The organism is Clostridium sp. LXY-7, from assembly GCF_056172015.1.
In genome coordinates this window covers 342,261-362,425 of the sequence record NZ_JBLLJL010000001.1, presented here as the reverse complement: position 1 = coordinate 362,425, position 20,165 = coordinate 342,261, and the positions used below count along the sequence as shown (strand labels likewise).

Genomic DNA, 20,165 nt, shown 5'->3' with positions numbered 1-20,165 from the left:
TACTATTTAAGTGATTTTAAATAAGCTATTACCAGCTTTATAGTATTTTTAACGTCAGCCTTAGATGCCACTGATACAGCTGAATGAATATATCTACATGGAACAGAAATTGTTGCTACTTTAGCTCCTTTGCCCTTACTATGTATAGCAAATCCATCATTTCCTCCAGCTATAGCTCTTCTTCTTTGATATGGTATATCTTTATCCTCAGCTACACTTATAATATCCTTAGCTATCTTTTCATCAAACACACTAGTTAAATCCATTATAGATATGGCTGGTCCACATCCTACTTCAGTGGCACTTAGGTGTTTGGGCACTGAAGGCATATCAGCACATATAGTTCCTTCTAATATTATTCCTAAATCACTTTCTATATTAAGTGAAGATATAAGAGCACCTCTCTCTCCTACCTCTTCCTGTACTGTAAAAACTCCATATAAATCTACGTCATAGCTTTCCTTTAATGCTTCCATAAGCACTAAACAACCCATTCTATTGTCAAAGGCCTTTCCTTTAATTAGGTTTTCTCCGAAGTCATCATACTCTGTATCAAATATAGCATATTCTCCAAGCTCTATAAGCTTCTTACACTGTTCCTTGTTTTCAGCTCCAATATCTATACAGCAATCACTATAGTTAAGTCCTTTCTTCTTTTCTTCAGCACTTTGTAAATGTATAGGCTTTCCACCTATTACTCCAGGAATTTTTTTAGGTCCTATTACTACAGTTTTAGATGGAATTATCTTAGAGTTAATTCCTCCTAAGGATTTAAATCTTAAAGTTCCATCCTCATTAAAGCCTGTGATGATAAATCCCACCTCATCCATATGAGCATCCACTATTACTCTTTTTCCATTTCCTTTTTTATGTGCGATAAGATTTCCCATTCTATCTATAAATATCTGATCTACATAAGGTTCTATCTCACTTTTTATAAAAGCTCTAACCTCTCCCTCAAAACCAGATGGTGAATTTAAAGAAGTTAGTTTATCTAATAATCCATCTTTTTTAAGATTCTCTTCTAAAAACATATTAACTCCTCCAATTCTTCACCCTTTAGATTTTTTATAAATTGAGCCATTATATACCCTGTATTTGTAATATCTTTCATATTAACTAATTCTACGGCTGTATGCATATACTTTATTGGAATGGATATAAGTAGTGTAGGAACTCCGCTTCCTGAAACTTGAATATCCCAAGCATCTGTTCCTGTAGGTCCTGCCTCTACTTCTATTTGATAAGGAATATTATATTCTTCCCCTACCTTCATAAGTTTCTTTCTTACCTTTGGATGAATATTAGGACCTACACATATTACTGGTCCCTTACCTATTTCATTCTCTCCCTCTGTGTCTCCATGTCTACCATTATCAAAAGTAACATCTACTGCTATACCTATATCAGGGTTAATAATATTAGTAGCTGTAACAGCTCCTCTATGACCTACCTCTTCTTGTGCTGAACATACAAAGTAAACATCTAAATCATGGTCTATTCCCTGAAGCTCCTTGGCACATCTATACATTGCTACAATTCCAGCTCTATCATCTATGGATTTACAGCTTACCTTATTATTTAAAAGTTCCTTAAAGTTCCCCTTTAGGGTCACAAAATCCCCTGGTGAAACTATTTTCTCTAATGCTTCTTTAGAATATCCTGTATCGATAAGCAGTGATTCAGCTGTAACTGCCTTATCCTTTTCTTCTTCCTTCATAAGGTGGGGAGGTTTTATACCTATAATTCCTAGAATGTCCTGCTTTCCATGGATAACCACCTCTTTAGATACCAAAGTTTTACTATCTAATCCATGTCCTTTAAACTCTAAAAATCCATTATCTTTAACAGCTGTGACCACCATAAAAATTTCATCCAGGTGAGCCATTATCATTATTTTTCCTTTGCCCTTACCTTTTTTTTCGATAATTACATTATTTAAGTTATCTGTAGTTACTTGTCCAAATTCTGAAAAAGCTTCATAAATGTAGTGATGTAGCCAATGTTCTCTTCCACTTGGTCCATGACCCATGCAAAGCTCTTTTAATAATTTCTTATCCTCCACATTTTCCCCTCCATTCATTTTGTTATACCCTCTTTAATTATAGCTTTCCTATATATCCAAATTCAACCTATTACTGTTAATGATTTTTTCAATATTTAGTTCATTATCATCACTATATCAAGATAGTATCTTAAATTTAAACTAATATTGATCCATAATATACAAAACCCCAAAATACAAACTGTATCTTGGGGTTTTAACATATTGTAACTAAGGTATCTTTAATTCACCCTAATAATATTTTGTTTAATATCTCATATTGAATCAATTATAAAATAGACCTCCCTTTACATAAATAAAGTGAGTAAATGGATTATAATTGGATAAAATGCAATAACGCATACTACTCGAATCAGTTGAATAACAGTTACTTTTGGTGTATCAGCGCCAAAGTCTCCTGCCATAAGACTAATATCTGAGGCACCACCTGGAGCACATGCAAAGAAAGCAGTAACAATATCTAAGTCACTAGTTTTATATAATATAAATCCCATAGTTAAAGTGAGAATAATAAAACCTATCAATAGTATAATAGCAGGTAAAATGGCTGTTCTTAAGCTTAAAACCGCAGCAATAGTAATGCCTTCTCCAATAAGAGTACCTGCACATACTTGCGCAAATTTTTTCACTGTCACAGGCATATAAGCATTATCGAAAAATATGTTTTGCATTGCTACACCAATCATGGCAAACATGATGGTTCCAGCTGGAATATGTAATGCATACCCAATAAGACCTGAAACCGTAGCTACCACTAGCGTAATCCCCATGGAACAATAAGTTTTTTTATTCCACTTATTAAAATCATCAAAGTGCTTTACAGTGGTGCTATTATTCTTTTCATTATCTTCTTTATGGCTATTTGGGTTTAAATGAAATCTAACAATAACCCAATTAATAATTGGTGGAAATAATCCAATAACAGATATAAGGCGAACAAGCTGTAAAATAGAAACAACAGAGGTATCTGCACCCATATCATAGCTTATAAGTGTCATATCTACAAGTCCACCTGGAGCACATGCAAACATAGCTGTAACAAAATCGTATCCACTAATCTTATGAAGAATCATACCCATTCCCAAGCTAAAGCATAGAATTAAAAAAACTGTAATAATCGCAGGTTTTATCATAGAACGAAATGCAATTACATCATCACGCCTAATATTCGTTCCAATGAATAATCCTGCAATAATTTGAGTGAAAATCTTAACTTCTATTGGCATAAATGCACTTCCTGTTGTCACATTGAGTAGTGCTACAAAAAACATAGAACCTATCATTGCCCCTGCAGGTATTTTAAGTCGTAAAGCAATTAATCCTCCAATTAATGCAACAATTAATGTAATAATTATATTAATTTGAAAAACCCCCAATATCCTAAAATCGTATATGTTGTATATTTATATATTTTATAATACTATAATATTATAAATTTCTAATAGGTACAAACATTAAAAATACTATATATATTATAGGTTATTACCTATAATAAGAGGTGATACAATGAATACAAGACAATTGAAATACGTCTTAGCTGTGGCAGAGGAAAAAAATTTTTCAAAGGCAGCAAAAAAGTTGTTTATTGCACAACCCTCTCTGAGTCAATATATACAGAAATTAGAAGAGGAGCTTGGTGTAGAACTTTTTGATAGAACCACCTCTCCCATAGGACTTACCTATGCAGGAGATATTTATGTTAAAAGCGCTGCTAAGATATTAGATTTTGAAAAACAACTTTCTCAACAAATGCATGATGTGGTAAATTCCCAAAAAGGTCGTTTGATTATAGGAGTTTCACCTTATCGCAGTACCTATCTTGTGCCAGAATCACTTGGTATATTTCACAAAAAATTTCCTGAAATTGAAATTGTGCTAGTTGAGAAAATAAATGCAGAATTAGAATATTTAGTATTAAAAGGCGAAGTTGATATTGCATTTACTGCAATGCCTGTTAAAAAAGAGGAATTTGATTATGAACCTATTATGACAGAAGATATTATTCTTGCGGTTCCTAGAAAAGATTATAATAGTAAACTAATATTAACTCCCAATGATAGTAATTTCACACCAGTAAATTTAAGAAAGTTTAAGGATGCCTCCTTTATTACACTAAACTCTGACCAAATGATGCACAAATTGACTATGAACCTGTGCAAACAAGCTGGCTTTAAACCAAAAATAATCTTAGAATGTAGAGGAATAGATGCTGCCCATGCAATGGTTACAGCTGGAATTGGAGTTACTTTTGTTCCATCTACACTAATCAAATACGGAAATTTTATGAAGCATCCTCACTACTATACTATTGACGACATATTTCCTAAAAGGGAAGTTTCAGTAATTTATAGAAAAAACCGATACTTATCCAAGGCTGCCCTTGCATTTATTTCTATTCTGAAGAGTACCTTAAGTAAAACCTGTGAAGATAACTCATAGTATTATTAAATATATATCATGATCACTTTAAACACTAGAATAGTGGATTTTTTCTTACATTTATAATAAAATTAAATCAGGCTAGATTTATACAAGGGGGATGATATGATGAGTAATAAAACTAAGAAACTTAATATAAATCAAAATAAATGCGTTGCTTGCGGAAGATGTATAAATTTCTGTCCTGTAAATGCGTTATATAAGGAAAATAAAGAATTAAATGTGGATGAAAGCAAGTGTATAGCCTGTGGCAAATGCACTAAAGAATGTCCATTTCTAGCATTATCATTAGAAGAAAAATAAGAGTAGTTTTAAAAATAGTTGGCAAATACAATTGCCAACTATTTTACTTCTTAATGTTACTTTTTATATACTCCATATTTCTCCCAACATTGCTAAAGATATAGTCAAAATATCCAACCAAATCACTGTAAATTTTCTCCCATAACTTTTCCTTAAAATTTACTATATTTTTATGAAGCATTAATTTCTTATGTTCTAATTCATAAATATTTGCATATTCCTCAACGTTAAATAATTTTTGATATTCATAGCTGTCATAAATATATTCTCTGAAAAATATTTTAGGAATACTCTCATCCATATTATACAGGTTTAACACTATAGGAAAATGTTTATACATTATGCTTTCATGTTTGTATACTTCATACACCTCTTCTATTTTATTTTTTATATTAATGAGAATAGACGTATTGTAGCTATTTACATATTCCGTATAGTTTTTAATACATCTAAAGAAATACATATTATCAAAGGAATCCTTTTTCCTTATCAAAAGGTTCATGATATGCTTATAATAATTTAATTTAACATTCTCAAATATAGTAAAAGTAAAATTATATAACATATAATATATCTTTTCTTCAAAAGAATTACATATTCGCTTAAAATCTTCTTCACTATTTATATAGTAAATTAATCCTTCAAATTCCCTTGAGAACAAAGTATTTAAATTGTACTTTGAGCTATCCATTATAGCTTCAAACCTACTTTTACACATATTGGACATAACATTTAGATAATCATATTGAACTATAAAAATATCTTTAAACAAATCATAAATCTGTACCTTTATATCTTCTACATTTATATTAAACTTTTTATATTTTATAGGTATAGAATTATCTTTTCCTTCAAATTTCATTTGGATATCTAATAATTTAGAAAGCTCTGTTTTATAAGCAACTAACTTATTATTTAATTTTCCGCCTAATTGTTCTTTTAGTATAATATTAATATTTTTAATTAATAAGTTCTCATATATACTCTTTATATTTACTCTTAAATTGTCAGTAGCCTCCATAAAGGTCTCCCTGATATTTAAGACATTATCTATATATACATGATGATTAATACTCTCTTTGCCCTTTATAAGCTGGACTAACTGTTTTTTTATATTCCATAAAATAACCTGATAGTTTTTTATTTCAACTTCTATGGATATAACTGAATTATTACTCTGTTTTATAATCACACGTTTTATATATTCTATAGAATTATGAAAATCATATTCTAAGAATTCAACTAACTGCTCTGATATATCTAATGATACAGTTTCTTTTTCTCTAATCAGCCCGTATATATCTAATCTCAGTTCTCTTTCAAATATATCTAAAATTTCAAATACAAAGCTACCTATATCTTCTTTAACCTCTAATACATTTTGAGAATTAAACAGCAAGTTTCTATCTAATATCTCTCTGTTCCCTTGAAGTATTGAATAGAAAATATCTACATATTCATCTCTAAATTTTAAAATTTCATAGCTTTTATAATCTATAATATAAGATAATTCTTCCATTAAACTATCATATATATCTAAATCCCCAAAGTATTCATTAAAGGTATTAATAGTATTCTCAAAGATTTCAGTAATGTTAGAATGAACCTCTATATCGTTATAAAGCGAAGTCAAAGTTTGTTCTTCTCTAATCATATTTATGACCTCCCATATACAATTACAGATATTTATTCTACAAGGTTATAAAAATACCTTTATTTATATTTGTCTTAAAATGTTAAATCCTTCTTCAAAATACAATTATGGTATATGAAGAAGGATTTACTTTTTATTAATATTATTACTTTATTATTGCTTTAAATTTATTAACACAACTTCTCTAGTATTAAAATCTATAGAAAGTCTATCACTTTTATTAACTATAAGTCCATATCCATCTATTATATCTTCCCACCAATTATTTATTCTTTCTTGAACTTGCAACAAATCCATAGTAACTTCATCTAGCATACTCCTTTGGGTCACGGGATTTATAATAGTTTTTAATTCCCTCAATGAATTTTTTCTCTCAATAAAGATTTCTAGTCTATCTTTATCTAGCTCTTCAACTACTGCTAACACCGTTAAATTTTTCACACTTTTTACCTCCTTAAGTTCTTTAACTTACTTCATAGAGTAACTAAATGTATTTATTTTTTTATGTACTCATTAAGTTGTTATCCAGTAAAGTATATTGAAGTTTATTTATTTTTATTCCTCTAGATTTGATATACTAAATTTAATTTTACAACTCTATTACATCTTATATCCTATTAGTTATTTTCAAATTATATTTTAATGTGTATAATTTAAATCTCAACACTTATAGATACTTGAAGTAATATTATATATTTCTTCAAGTATCTTTATAAGACATATTTTTTAAAATCGCTAGTCCGTATTCTATTTAATATTCTTAAAAACTGCTTACATCAAATAATTTATGTCATTTGATTGGTTTTTGAATCCCCAGTCACCAGGAAGCTTCTGATCAAAAGTAGTAATGGCTGTGCCACAAATAAGTATTAATAAAGCTATTATCATTATTTTCATATTTTTTTTCATACTATTTACACCCCTTATACACCTTTTATACTATTATGCCACAAATTTTAACAATTTGTAATAATTATAATTTATGTATTTTTTTACATATAAATAGATTATATAATAAATATATGGTATATACTCAATTTTACTACATAAATCAATTTATTTTTCAATTTTGTTCTAATATAGAACATTTAATTAGTAATATATGAAAGGAAGGATTTTATGAATAACCTAGGATATAAAATAAAGTTTTTAAGAAAAAAATTAAATCTTACTCAGCAGGATTTAAGCTGTGAAATTCTTAATAGAGTCTCTTTAAGTAAAATTGAAACTGGTTCACTATCCCCATCCCTTCCTCAACTAGAACATATTGCAAAAGTATTTAATGTAAGTGTCGGTTATTTACTAGACTTTAATATTAATAATCCTATAGATTTTTCTAGAAGTAATTTGTATATGGAGGAACTTTTTAATAAGAAAAATTATTTCAAAATAATAGATGAGATAACTCCTTATAACTTCATAACTAATTATTATATCGGCATGAGTTATTACAAAGTTGATTTAACAAGTGATGCTGAAAAATACTTAAGTCAATGTGAAAAATATTTTAAGGATTTATCAGAAAATGAGAAAATTATTAATGTAGAAAAATTATGTATATCTATTAACTCCTTAAGAAGAATTAAAGTGAAAAATTTTATAGACATTGAAAATTTAAATTTCTTAAGGAAAGCATTAAATTATCTTAATTTTTATAATCAACGAAAATGTGAAATATACTTTATAATAAACAATAATATTGGAGTTTATTATCTATATAATGATAATTATGAGCAATCTATTTGTTTTCTTGAAGATTTTTTAAAAAATAATCTTAATGTTACATCTTCTAAACTTCTATGCTCAATTCATCTTAATCTTAATATTGCTTATTTTTCAGTAAAAAACTATACTAAATCTATAGAATATATAAAAAAAGCTATATTTTTCTATGATTTTATTGAAGATAGTTTTCAGGCAGGTGAATGTTATATAAACCTTTTTAATTGTTATATATATAATAATGACATAAATAAATGCATCGAATTGTTAGATTTTATATTTGAAAATTATTTTGATGAAAAGCTTATTGAAAGATTTAAGGTATTAGAATTAAATTATCTATATAACATTAATGATATAGATAATATTTTATTAAAAAGAAAAAAAATTAATTATAATCAACTGATAAATTCTACAAAAACAGATTATGATTTTATAATGGGAAGAGTAAACTTTATGACTAAAAACTTTAGAGCTTCAACTAACCATTATAAAAAATGTTTAGATAATTTAATTGAAAATAAAAAACACTTGGACTTATCTCTTGTCTACGAGAATATGTTTAATATGACTAGCATAGATGAATATAAATTAAAATCTATTAAATATAAAGAGTTATATGAAAGTGAAAAATATAATTATCTATCTCCCAATGTCACATATCCTCATTATTTTTCTTATGCTAATAAACCCTAATATAAATGATACCAACTAGTTTTATATTAAATAATTATAAACTGGTTGATACAGATAATATAATAAAGTATGTTGTAAGGTGGTGTTTTAAAATTAGTACTGTTGAAGAAAAGAATTTTTGTACTGCTTGGAGAAATATACATAACCAAGGTAAAAGAGCCTTTGTTAAAGGTCAAGCTCTTCATATGGCGAAGCTTTTCTTGAAATTATTTATTATAGTTCTATTATTTTTCTTTTTCTTCTATAGAAGTCTTCTCATTCCTTCCATTCTTGGATTTTTAATTGGAGGAATCGTTGCTTCTACTTTGATACCTAATCTACAATGGAGCCACTATGAAAAAAAATATACTAGTCTTCAAAAAGTTAAATCCAAGTAGCTCCTTATGGTAGCTACTTGGATTTTTATTCATATATCTTAGTCATTCACCTTAATTTAGTTACCTACTTTAACTTCTCTTTCCAGCCAGAACAGGTAAAGATATTTCTCAGCACCTTTTATTCCAAATATCCTTTCTATGGCTAAAGCGTAGTATTTTAACTGGATTTCATATTGATCTTTAATTTTGTCTATTTTATATTCAGGGGTATAATCTGTTTTATAATCTAAAATTACAGCTCCCTCATCATCTTGAAAATAGCAATCTATAACTCCTCTAAGCAAAATTTTCTCATCCTTATATGTGTCCTCATTTAAAATAGGATATATGTGAGTACTGTCTAGTTCTATTCTGAATGGAACTTCTCTTTTAAGTTTACCATTGTGAAAGGCATTAACCATTCGTTTTCCTATATTGCTTTTAAAGAAATTGAAAATTTTTGAAACTCCAACTACCTTTTGTTCCTCTTCCGTTAGTAACTCTCTTTCTACTAACTGTTGAATTTGAGCTCTTATTTCTTCCTCATTACTTATTTTATTTAAATCTATTCTTTGCATTACACTGTGATAAGCTGTACCTATCTCTGCTGGAGTTAATCCTTTCTTCTCCTGAAGGAATATAGGGGTTCTTAAAAGTCCCTTAAAGGCTTTTGTTACCTTCAAATCTTCTAAGATTTTTCCTTGAAAATCCATATTGCTTAAATTTTTAAGTTCCGTTACACTGACTACAGGTGAAAGTTTAGTAGCATCTTCATATTTATATTTATAGCTTAAAATATTATTTATATACTTGGCTTCCTCCTCATAATTTGGAGTTCTCTCTAATTCTTTTAACTTTTCTTCAATATTATTCTCTTCAATTCCTCTATCTTCTAGATAGAAGTCAGCTTTATTATGGAAAGCCACCTTAAACTTAGAATTATCCTCATATATGTTATCTATATCTAAATCTTCGATACACTCTCTCATAGGTTCTCCATCTCTATGCCTTATCACTGCTGAACATACCCAGTCCATATAACTCTTTTGCTTTCTTATAAAGGAATAATTGATTTTTCCACTATGATCCCAAGTAGCTGCTGATAAACTTTCTAGTTTCTTTACTAAATTGTTACCGCTGCCTACTAATATTAACTTCTCCTTAGCTCTTGTCAATGCTACATATAAAAGCCTCATTTCCTCTGACCTATTTTCACTATATATTTTCTTGGATATAAAATCTCTCTGAAGTGTGCTGGTACTAATTCTATTATCTAAGTCTACATAATTAGGTCCATAACCTAGTTCATGATGAAATAAAACTTTTCCTTTTAAATCTCCTTCATTAAATTTTTTTCCTATACCACATAAAAATACTACAGGAAATTCAAGCCCCTTACTTTTATGTATACTCATTATTCTAACTACATCTTCGCTTTCTCCAATGATTTTGGCTGAACCAAAGTCGTCGCTACTCTGCTTAACATTATTTATAAAATTTATGAAACTATATAAGCCCTTATAGCTAGTTCTTTCAAAATCTTTAGCACGCTGAAATAATACCTTTAAATTTGCCTGCCTTTGAGCTCCTCCTGGTAGTGCTCCTACATATCCGTAATAACCGGTTTGAGTTACTATATTCCATATAATCTCATTTATAGGGGTATATGTGCTTACTTCTCTCCACTTATTAAGAGTAACTAAAAATCTATTAATCTTCTCCTTAGTTTCATACTTAATATTAGTAACTTCCTCTAGAGTACATTTTTTCAGTGCTTCATAAAAATTAGTATTTTTATTTACTAACCTAATATCTGCTAACTCTTCAGTAGTAAAGCCTCCTATAGGTCCTCTTAAAACTGCTATAAGAGGTATATCCTGAAGAGGATTATCTATAATCTTTAATACACTAATTACAGTTTTTACTTCTAAACTATCGAAGTATCCACTCCCCCCCTCTGTAAATAGTGGAATATTTAAATTCTTAAATTCCTCTGCAAATATAGGACTCACCTTATTAGCTGATCTTAAGAGAATTACTATATCTCTATAGCTTATTTTTCTATAATCATCTATATTTTTATCATAGACTTTTAAAGTATTTTCTCCATTTCCCCAAATTAGCTCTTGAATTTTCTTTCCTACAAATCTGGCCTCTACTTGCATCGCATTAAGTTCTTCTTCCTCTATTTCTTCTTGATTATCTTCCGAAGATTCCTCTTTGCCTTCATAGGTATTATCATTACTCTCATGCTCCGCACCCTCTTCATTTTCAGTGGTTTCACTCTTAAGTTCTATGAGATTTATATCCACATCTCCACCTACATATCCTAAGCCATTGAATTCTTTAAAGGAAGCTCCTACCTTTAATTCCTCTCCTTCATCATAGGAAAGTTCCCCCACTTCTTCACTCATAACACATTTGAAAATATAGTTTATTCCATCTATAACTTCTTCTCTACTTCTAAAATTTTTGTGGAGAGTTATGAGTACATTGTCTTCTCCTTGATTTTTAGGGTAAGAATCCTTTTTTGCCTTAAAAAGCTCTGGTTTTGCCATTCTAAACCTATAAATACTCTGCTTTAAATCTCCCACCATAAATACATTTCGCTTAGTAGTTTCTTCCCTACATATGAGATTTATCATACTCTCCTGTACACCATTTGAATCTTGATACTCATCTACTAGTATTTCCTCAAATTTATCCCTTATATCTAAGGCTACATTTGATGGTATCATTTCGCCTTCCTCATTTATATCAGCTAAAATCTCTAAAGCTAAATGCTCTTGATCATTAAAATCAATGATACCCTTTTCCTTCTTTTTCTTTTTAAACTTCTCATGAAATACGATAACTATGTTTGAAAGCTCCTTCATAAGCGGATAAGCCTTTTTCATATACTCTATGTTTTCACTACTAGTAGCCTTTATAAAGCCTTCACTTGTATTTTGATATAACTTCTTATATTCATCTCTATACCCTCTGACTCTGTCCTTAATATTTTTCTCGTTATCATCCAAAGTCTTTATAGTAGGTATCCTTATGAACTCTACCTTTTTCATATACTCAGTGGCTTTTTCCATATCTTCTAATAATGATATACTTTCTCTTATATATTCTCCCTCTTCACTGAACAATTTTAAATATTTTTCAAGAAATACCTCGTCCTCTAAAATTTCTAAAGCTCTTTTATTGAGCTTTAAACACTCTTCAAGGTTTTCCTTTAATTCCTTTATGAGCTCTTCCTTAAAGGGCAGGTTTTCAATAGAAAAATCTTCTTCCACATTGAAAGTTTCACATTTCTCTAACAACCATTGATGAGGATTTGGCATACTCATAGAAAAATTATAAAGCTTAAAAACCATCTGAACTAAAGAATCATCACTTTTATTATCACAATAACTCTCTATTAAATCATAAAACTCCACTCTGCCTTCACCATATAATTGTTCCATAACCTCATCCATAGCCTCTATTTTTAAAAGAGTTATCTCCGTAGTATCACCAACTCTAAAATTAGGCTCTACATCTATTTGATGAAAATTGTTCTTTATTAAATAAAGACAAAAGGAGTGAAGAGTTGATATATTAGCTTTGTTTAGGAGGGTTAACTGCCTCTGAAGTCTTCTGTTATTAGGATTTTCTTTTATTTTCTTATTTATTGCTTCCCCTATTCTCTCTCTCATCTCAGCAGCTGCAGCATTAGTAAATGTAACTATTAAAAGCTTATCAATATCCACAGGATTATCTTCATCTGTAATAATATTTATTATTCTCTCTACCAGCACAGCAGTTTTCCCTGAACCTGCTGCTGCAGAAACCAGTACATTTCTATATCTAGTATAAATGGCCCTCTCTTGGTCCTCTGTCCATTTCACCTTATTCTCCATGGTTATCACCCTCCATTTTCGAACCTTGTCTTTCTAAGTATTCTATTAGCTCTTTAGGATTTCTACGTTGGAGAACTCTAAACTCATTTATACCTAAACTGTTATCAAATTGGCATATAGATGAGAATTCACAATAACCACAGCTAGAGCTATCCCCATTTTTACAAGGAGTAATGTGTATAACTCCATTTAGCATATCCTCGCATAGTTCCTTTATCTTATCTTTAGTATGAACTCTAAGAGCATTAAATCCACCAAGAGTTATAGTAGAGCTTCCTCTTTCGCTAAATTTAGGCTCTTCGCCCTTCTTCTTAGGTTTACTTAAACTTATTGGAATTATGGAAGATGTACCACCCTCTTCTATGGTAGAATCCATTTCACTTACTATTTTTAAATCTTTAATTACAAGCCCCTTCATCTTAAGAGCCTTTAAAATTTCTTCCTTTAATGCTTCCTTTTCCAAAGCTTTCTTCTCTTTAATAATAGGGTCATCTATGCCAAGGTATAACATAGCCCCTGGTAATGCTTTATCATGATTTATTTTATTTTCCAAAGTCAATATAGCATCTAAGTAAGTTATTAACTGTAGCTTTATGCCATTATATATATCATTTATATCCAACTTTGAATCTCCTGTTTTATAATCTATTACCCTATAGCAATTAGTTCCTTCTACAATTCCCTTATCAATCCTATCAATCTTTCCTTGAAGTCTTATCTCTTCCCCATCAGATAAGTTTATAATTATTGGTGGATAGTGATCCTCCATATTAGGTCCAAAGGTCACTTCATAACCTATAGGTAAAAAGTCTCCTCTTCCCATCTGTTCATTTATTATAGTTACCATTCTAAGAAGAATTCTCCTTACTCTAACCACTATATATTCATATCTTTTAGAGCTCTTTAATATAAAACTCTCATCTTCTTCTAGAATTTTTTCTATAACTCTATCTAATATAGATTCACATAAGTCATCTGTTAAACTCCCCCACTTATAGCCCTGATTTTCTACAATTTTAGAAAACTTCTCTAATCCCTCATGAATTACATTTCCAAAATCTAGGGGAGCAAATGTATATATCTTTCTCTCCTTAGCCTTTAGTCCATATTTAATAAAATAAGAGAACGAACATCTAGCGTAAGCTTCTAATTTTGACACACTTAAGCTACTTCCATAAAGCTGTTTAGCCTTATTTTTCGCTATAATTTCTACGTAGTTATCATAGCTAAGCCCACTAGTAACCTTATCAATATATTCCTTATAATTATCTTTTCCTATATAGTATTTATACACCTCATTCCAAAGAGGACTTAATTCCCCCTCCTCTATATACCTACTTACCTTAGAAACTAAAGTGTTAAAGGTAGGAACCGCCGCTACTATGTTTTCCTTATCCTCTCCATCAAGTATCTCACATACATCTGTAAGCTCCTTTACCTCCTGAAATAAACTCTTTATTCTGGGAATTATCATTGAATGTCTCTTAGTCCTTCCTTCTAAATCTGCAATAGGATAGGTCAAATATAAGAAATTACTTGAAAGAGATAATAGACTATAAATTAAAAATTGTTCCGAAAATACCAGCTCAAAGCTGTTCTTAGCTACACTGATTCCGTTTGCTACAAAAGATATCCTATCTCTATCATTAAACAGCCCTTCATCGTTATTAATTCTTGGTAGTACTCCATCATTAACTCCAATTATCATAACTACCTTTACCTCTTGAGCTTTTATTCTTTCAGCACTTCCTATAATAACCTGATCCAATACTGGTGGAATTAATCCCATTTTATGATGAGATATACCCATATTTAAAAGGCTAGTAAACTCCTCAAGATCTACAGCTTCCTCCCCAAGTATCTCTACAAATTGGTCTAGAAGCTCTATTATTACATTCCAAATACTGCTATACTCATCTACTAATTGCTGATTATTTTCCTCCATAAACTTATTTATATAATAATTTATCTTTTCATAGATCTCGTTTTCATTTAAGTACTCAAAAATAACCGTGCATAGCTCTTTCACATTGCCACAATTTTTAATTTTTTCTTCTAATGCTAACAAGGGATTCAAAACTTTTCCTCTTATATTCTCTATACCTTCATATTTAGGATTCTCTTTCCAATACTTATCATCTATCCACTTCTTTCTACTCTTTATGCCGTATTCTAAAAGATAGTTTTCTAACATATCAACTTCATGCCACTGCAAATTAATAAATCCACTTTTTAGATGTGTAATTATAGCGGTATCCTTCCACCGTCTTAAAAAAATATCTAGTAGTGAGGTTATATATATAATTAGTGGATTTCCCGAAATTCCTTCCTTGTCATCAACAAAATTTGGTATTTCATACTCACTAAAAATAACTTTAGCTATATCCTTATAGCTAGGCAAATCTCTACATACTATGAGAATATCTCTGTACCTAAACCCTTCTTCTCTAACTAATCTCAATATTTCTTTTGCTATAAACTCTATCTCACTATAAGGATTTTGAGCTTTAAATATAGAAATATTATTTTCCTCGCCCTTGAACTTTCCTGACCCATGATTGAAATAATTCTCCTCTAAATAACGCAGACTTTTACTGTCCTTAAACCTATGCGGTGTATCTAAGTGAAGATTTCTTTTAGGATAATATCCAGATTGCTGTGCTAATTCTGTAAGTCTTTCTTCTGTAACATATATAGGATAGAAAGCGTTAGTAACATCATCTTTACCCTGAATTTCATCACCCTTATAGGCTATGGTTATATTTATATTTTTACATTGTTTAAGTAATGCTCCTATAATGTTATACTGCTGAGGAGTAAAACCATTAAATTCATCCATCCAAATCTCTGCACCTTTTAAGAATTCACTATTACCTATTTGACTATAAAGAATTGTCAAATTATCTTCTGGATCAAAATACCCCTGAGTTAACTTATTTTCAAATTCATTATATATATTCCATATATCCTCTAGCTTATCTATAAGCAATTCATTGTCATCAATTTTCCCCTTTAAATCCATAAGCATCTGAGGTGTCACATTATGTCTCTTAAATTCCGTCAATGTATCAATTATTTTATCTATAAAGCCCATCTGATTAACTGCTTTATTAAAGAGCTTTAAATTCTGTTTTACATCTTGAATTACCTTTCCAATGATTATTGCCTTTCCCGTATCATCCATGTAGCTACGAGTTATTCCTCCAACTTCATTAAATATAGTAAAAGCTAATCTCTGAAAGCTCAATACATGAACATTATTAATTCCTGTAGCCCCAGTTCTCTCTATTAGTGCTTTCTCAGCTTTAAAAGATAATTGTTCTGGCACTATGAGTATTAATGGTTTCTTCTCTCCAGACTTTAATCTCTCTCCAATTTCTTCTATGCAAGTATAGCTCTTTCCTGTACCTGCTCTACCATAAATATATCTAATACCCAAAATTTCACTTCCCACTCTTTTAAATTAATTTTATAAATACCATTTTATATTGAATTCTTTTCTAATAGTAATATATCTATTCAACAAATTTGTATATCCTATATAAATTATATACTAACTATTTATTAGTTTAAATTTAAAAAATACACATAATTTAATGAAATAAGATAAGATTTTGTAAATATATAGTTTTCTCAAGTTGCAAAATTCTTTGAATAGTATTACACTTAGTAATGGAGAATAATTTATTATGGAGGGGACATTATGAACAAAATTGTTACAATTGATGAAGCTATTTCTCACATTAAAGATGGAATGACTATTATGATAGGTGGCTTCTTAGCTGTTGGTACACCTGAAAGTTTTATCGATGCTTTAGTTGAAAAAGGAATTAAAGATATAACTATCATAGCAAATGATACTGGATTTCCTGACAGAGGTATAGGAAAATTAATAGTTAATAAGCAAGTAAAAAAAGTTATTGCTTCTCATATAGGAACTAATCCAGAAACTGGACGTCAAATGAACGAAAAGGAAATGGATGTTGAATTATCACCTCAAGGAACTCTAGCTGAAAGAGTTAGATGCGGTGGTGCAGGCCTTGGTGGATTCTTAACTCCAACTGGTCTTGGTACTATAGTTGAAGAAGGAAAACAAATAATAAATGTAGATGGAAACGATTATATATTAGAAACTCCACTTAGAGCAGATGTAGCTTTACTATTTGGTTCAAAAGTAGATAAAAAAGGAAACATCTATTATAACCAAGCTACAAGAAACTTTAACCCATTAATGGCAACTGCTGCTGATTTAGTTATAGTTGAAGCTGAAGAATTAGTAGAAGTTGGTGAGATTAATCCAAATCATGTAATGACACCTGCATTATTTGTTGATTACATAGTTAAGGGGGACAAATAACATGGATAAAAATATGATAAGAGAAGTTATAGCAAAAAGAGTTGCTATGGAACTTAACGATGGAGACGTAGTAAATCTTGGTATAGGTCTTCCAACTCTTGTTGCTAACTATATTCCTGAAGGAGTAGACGTAACTCTACAATCTGAAAATGGATTTGTTGGAATAGGTGCAGCTCCAGAAGCTGGAAAAGAAGATAAAGACCTAGTAAACGCTGGAGGACTTCCTGTAACTGTAATACCTGGTGCTGCCTTCTTTGATTCCTCAATGTCTTTTTCTATAATTAGAGGTGGACATGTTGATGCTACAGTATTAGGAGCATTAGAAGTAGACCAAGAAGGAAACCTTGCTAACTGGATGATTCCTGGTAAAAAAGTACCTGGAATGGGTGGAGCTATGGACCTAGTAGTAGGAGCTAAAAAAGTTATTGTTGCTATGGAACATACTGCAAAAGGAAACCCAAAAATACTAAAAAAATGTACATTACCATTAACAGCAGCACATCAAGTAAACTTAATAATAACTGAAATGGCTGTTTTAGAAGTTACTAATAAAGGTTTAGTTTTAAGAGAGTTAGGCCCTGAAGCTACTATAGAAGACGTTAAAAATGCAACACTTGCAGATATTATAATTCCAGAAAATGTAAAGAAAATGAACATCTAATGTAACCTTATATATAATTGAAAATATTATATAGTATTAATATTTTAGCTTAGGAGGTAATTTTTATGTTTATCTATAAAAATTACTCTGAGGAAATTGTGAAAAAAATTCTTAATCAAGTTTTGCATAGTTATCCTCATATCTGTAGATGTGACAAATGCATTGCTGATATGATGGCATGTTCATTAAATTGTGTGAAACCTAAGTATGTTGTTAATGAAGAAGGAAAAATTTACACATCAGCATTAACAGAAATAGATAAGCAAGAAAAAATTAGCATTACTGCTTCAGTTATTACTGCTGTTGAGAAAGTTTCTTCCAATCCTAAGCATTAACACAAAAATGGTAACAAAAATATTTAATTTATTTTTGTTATCATTTTTTAGCTTTTTTTATTATACAAACATATATATTGAGATTAAATTAATACTATATAGTAGTACTGATTTTAAAAATTCTTCTCATTTGAAACTTAATATACATAATCAACATATTTGTCTTATAAAACTATGTGATTAGTATGCATTTTATTACATATTAATTAGTATTTTTCGTAAACATACTTTTTATGTAACTTTTTAAACTTTTATGTATAAAAATGATATTTGTTACTACTTTGTAATAAATATTATTTGTTATAATTATATAATGATACCATGATACCATATTGCTGGAGAGAGGACGGATGAATAATGTTGGAAGTTTCAAGAGCTCCTAAGAAAAAAAAAAGTGTTATAAATTTTTATTTAGTAGGAATAATTCTATTTTTTGTACTAATAGGTTCCTTTGTATTTGCTAATAATAAATTAAAGCAATTCGAGAATATTAATAATGATTTAACTAAGCAAATGGAGCAGCTGAAGGTTCAAGAACAAAAACTTAAGGAAGAGAACAATATTTTAAAGCAGTCTAAAAGTAATATTGATAATAAACTTAATAACTTATCTAATATTTCTAATTAGTGTTTTTGGAGGGTAAATATAAAATATGGCTAAAAGAAGTAGAAAAAAAAATAATAACCTAGGAAGAATCATATTGTTTATTGCATTAATTATTTGTTTTGGTATATCAATATTTGCAAACAGTAGAGTTATATTAGCTATGAATAGTAGTAAAAAGCTACAAAATGAAATTCAAACTATATCCTCTAATAATGATATTTTATCTCAAGAAAACACTAAGCTGCAACAAGCTATTGAAGGAAAAAAATCAGAATATGAGGCAGTTATGGCCAATATGAAGGTTGCCTATTTAACCTTTGATGATGGTCCTTCAGACAATACTATGCAGCTTCTTAATGTTTTGGATAAATATAAAGTTAAAGCTACATTTTTTGTAACTTATAAAGAAGGCTACGACGAAGAGTATAAAGAAATTGTTAAAAGAGGACATGTATTGGCTAATCATACCTATTCTCATGATTATAGTAAAATATATTCATCACAAGATGTCTTTATAAAAGAAGTAACTGATTTAGATGCAAAACTTAAAGAAATTACGGGAGTAGAACCTTCAAAAATTCTAAGGTTCCCTGGAGGCTCTAATAATGATTTAAGCTCCACCTATAGCGGATCAAACTTTATGAAACCTTTAGCAAGCCGTCTAAATGATATGGGATATACCTTCTTTGATTGGAATGTTGATTCTACAGATGCTTCTACTGGCACTCAAGCTAAAAGTGTTATAGTTCATAGAGTATTATCAGATTCACCTTATGTTAAACATGCTAATATATTAATGCATGATACTAACATGAAATATACAACCTTAGAAGCTATACCAGAAATAATAGAGGGATTATCTAGCAAAGGATATATGTTTGATGTATTATCTCATGACTCACATCCTGTGCAATTTATACAAACTAATTAAAATTATGTAAATATATAAATTGTAATTATATTTTTTATAATATGCTAAATTAATATGAAATAACATTATTATAATCTATATATAATAATGTTTTGCAAGTAATAATATGTGGTTCATTATCAATACTATATTAAAACAAAGTTTATAAGA

General features: G+C 29.5%; 16 protein-coding genes. 8 read left to right on the top strand and 8 right to left on the bottom strand.

Annotated features, from left to right (window positions below; translation table 11 throughout):
* Nucleotides 1-2: 2 nt before the first annotated feature.
* The 3 genes from ACI48Q_RS01825 to ACI48Q_RS01815 all read right to left on the bottom strand — a co-directional run bounded on the left by ACI48Q_RS01825 (nt 3) and on the right by ACI48Q_RS01815 (nt 3,441).
* Nucleotides 3-1,034: a M42 family metallopeptidase gene (locus ACI48Q_RS01825; protein WP_474917334.1), complete on the bottom strand. Its 1,032-nt coding sequence runs from the start codon at nt 1,032-1,034 to the stop codon at nt 3-5.
* Complete coding sequence (locus ACI48Q_RS01820) at nt 1,025-2,065, bottom strand: zinc-binding metallopeptidase family protein (RefSeq protein ID WP_474917333.1); 1,041 nt, start codon at nt 2,063-2,065, stop codon at nt 1,025-1,027. Before ACI48Q_RS01820 ends, ACI48Q_RS01825 begins: the two co-directional genes overlap by 10 nt.
* Before the next feature lie 287 nt (nt 2,066-2,352).
* Entirely contained in the window at nt 2,353-3,441 is a 1,089-nt protein-coding gene (locus ACI48Q_RS01815) for an AbrB family transcriptional regulator (protein WP_474917332.1), read from the bottom strand.
* Nucleotides 3,442-3,571: 130 nt separating this feature from the next.
* Here ACI48Q_RS01815 and ACI48Q_RS01810 point away from each other — a divergent pair, with 130 nt between their 5' ends.
* Both ACI48Q_RS01810 and ACI48Q_RS01805 read left to right on the top strand, forming a co-directional pair.
* On the top strand, nt 3,572-4,504 hold the full coding sequence (locus ACI48Q_RS01810; RefSeq protein ID WP_474917331.1) for a LysR family transcriptional regulator: 933 nt from the start codon (nt 3,572-3,574) through the stop codon (nt 4,502-4,504).
* 108 nt (nt 4,505-4,612) lie between these two features.
* Complete coding sequence (locus ACI48Q_RS01805) at nt 4,613-4,807, top strand: 4Fe-4S binding protein (RefSeq protein ID WP_474917330.1); 195 nt, start codon at nt 4,613-4,615, stop codon at nt 4,805-4,807.
* 43 nt (nt 4,808-4,850) lie between these two features.
* On the opposite strand, the gene ACI48Q_RS01800 is transcribed toward ACI48Q_RS01805, so the two are convergent.
* The 3 genes from ACI48Q_RS01800 to ACI48Q_RS01790 form a co-directional block, all read right to left on the bottom strand.
* Complete coding sequence (locus ACI48Q_RS01800; protein ID WP_474917329.1) at nt 4,851-6,461, bottom strand: hypothetical protein; 1,611 nt, start codon at nt 6,459-6,461, stop codon at nt 4,851-4,853.
* Nucleotides 6,462-6,614: 153 nt separating this feature from the next.
* Nucleotides 6,615-6,902, bottom strand: a complete 288-nt coding sequence (locus ACI48Q_RS01795) for a CXXX repeat peptide modification system protein (protein WP_474917328.1) — start codon at nt 6,900-6,902, stop codon at nt 6,615-6,617.
* A gap of 330 nt (nt 6,903-7,232) precedes the next feature.
* Entirely contained in the window at nt 7,233-7,370 is a 138-nt protein-coding gene (locus ACI48Q_RS01790; protein ID WP_474917327.1) for a hypothetical protein, read from the bottom strand.
* Between the two features lie 210 nt (nt 7,371-7,580).
* Here ACI48Q_RS01790 and ACI48Q_RS01785 point away from each other — a divergent pair, with 210 nt between their 5' ends.
* Nucleotides 7,581-8,879 carry a helix-turn-helix domain-containing protein gene (locus tag ACI48Q_RS01785; RefSeq protein WP_474917326.1) on the top strand — a complete coding sequence of 433 codons (1,299 nt, stop codon included), beginning with the start codon at nt 7,581-7,583 and terminating at the stop codon, nt 8,877-8,879.
* Nucleotides 8,880-9,312: 433 nt separating this feature from the next.
* Here the strand turns inward: ACI48Q_RS01785 and addA are convergent, their stop codons facing one another.
* Nucleotides 9,313-13,125, bottom strand: coding sequence for a helicase-exonuclease AddAB subunit AddA (gene addA, locus ACI48Q_RS01780; RefSeq protein WP_474917325.1), 3,813 nt, complete (start codon nt 13,123-13,125; stop codon nt 9,313-9,315).
* On the bottom strand, nt 13,115-16,564 hold the full coding sequence (gene addB, locus ACI48Q_RS01775) for a helicase-exonuclease AddAB subunit AddB (RefSeq protein ID WP_474917324.1): 3,450 nt from the start codon (nt 16,562-16,564) through the stop codon (nt 13,115-13,117). Before addB ends, addA begins: the two co-directional genes overlap by 11 nt.
* 264 nt (nt 16,565-16,828) lie before the next feature.
* Here addB and atoD point away from each other — a divergent pair, with 264 nt between their 5' ends.
* From atoD to ACI48Q_RS01750, 5 genes are all read left to right on the top strand, one after another.
* Nucleotides 16,829-17,482, top strand: a complete 654-nt coding sequence (gene atoD / locus ACI48Q_RS01770; RefSeq protein ID WP_474917323.1) for an acetate CoA-transferase subunit alpha — start codon at nt 16,829-16,831, stop codon at nt 17,480-17,482.
* Between the two features lies 1 nt (nt 17,483).
* A complete protein-coding gene (locus ACI48Q_RS01765) occupies nt 17,484-18,143 on the top strand; it encodes a 3-oxoacid CoA-transferase subunit B (protein WP_474917322.1) in 660 nt (219 codons plus the stop codon).
* 65 nt (nt 18,144-18,208) lie between these two features.
* A complete protein-coding gene (locus ACI48Q_RS01760; protein ID WP_474917321.1) occupies nt 18,209-18,478 on the top strand; it encodes a late competence development ComFB family protein in 270 nt (89 codons plus the stop codon).
* A 360-nt stretch (nt 18,479-18,838) separates the two neighbouring features.
* On the top strand, nt 18,839-19,105 hold the full coding sequence (locus tag ACI48Q_RS01755; protein WP_474917320.1) for a hypothetical protein: 267 nt from the start codon (nt 18,839-18,841) through the stop codon (nt 19,103-19,105).
* 25 nt (nt 19,106-19,130) lie between these two features.
* Nucleotides 19,131-20,015 carry a polysaccharide deacetylase family protein gene (locus tag ACI48Q_RS01750; protein ID WP_474917319.1) on the top strand — a complete coding sequence of 295 codons (885 nt, stop codon included), beginning with the start codon at nt 19,131-19,133 and terminating at the stop codon, nt 20,013-20,015.
* Nucleotides 20,016-20,165: the final 150 nt, after the last annotated feature.

Excerpts from the sequence above, each read along its gene's own strand:
- ACI48Q_RS01825 (WP_474917334.1), bottom strand. The coding sequence starts at position 1,034 with ATGTTTTTAGAAGAGAATCTTAAAAAAGATGGATTATTAGATAAACTA.
- ACI48Q_RS01810 (WP_474917331.1), top strand. The coding sequence starts at position 3,572 with ATGAATACAAGACAATTGAAATACGTCTTAGCTGTGGCAGAGGAAAAA.
- ACI48Q_RS01805 (WP_474917330.1), top strand. The coding sequence starts at position 4,613 with ATGAGTAATAAAACTAAGAAACTTAATATAAATCAAAATAAATGCGTT.
- ACI48Q_RS01800 (WP_474917329.1), bottom strand. The coding sequence starts at position 6,461 with ATGATTAGAGAAGAACAAACTTTGACTTCGCTTTATAACGATATAGAG.
- ACI48Q_RS01790 (WP_474917327.1), bottom strand. The coding sequence starts at position 7,370 with ATGAAAAAAAATATGAAAATAATGATAATAGCTTTATTAATACTTATT.
- ACI48Q_RS01785 (WP_474917326.1), top strand. The coding sequence starts at position 7,581 with ATGAATAACCTAGGATATAAAATAAAGTTTTTAAGAAAAAAATTAAAT.
- addA (WP_474917325.1), bottom strand. The coding sequence starts at position 13,125 with ATGGAGAATAAGGTGAAATGGACAGAGGACCAAGAGAGGGCCATTTAT.
- atoD (WP_474917323.1), top strand. The coding sequence starts at position 16,829 with ATGAACAAAATTGTTACAATTGATGAAGCTATTTCTCACATTAAAGAT.
- ACI48Q_RS01765 (WP_474917322.1), top strand. The coding sequence starts at position 17,484 with ATGGATAAAAATATGATAAGAGAAGTTATAGCAAAAAGAGTTGCTATG.
- ACI48Q_RS01760 (WP_474917321.1), top strand. The coding sequence starts at position 18,209 with ATGTTTATCTATAAAAATTACTCTGAGGAAATTGTGAAAAAAATTCTT.
- ACI48Q_RS01750 (WP_474917319.1), top strand. The coding sequence starts at position 19,131 with ATGGCTAAAAGAAGTAGAAAAAAAAATAATAACCTAGGAAGAATCATA.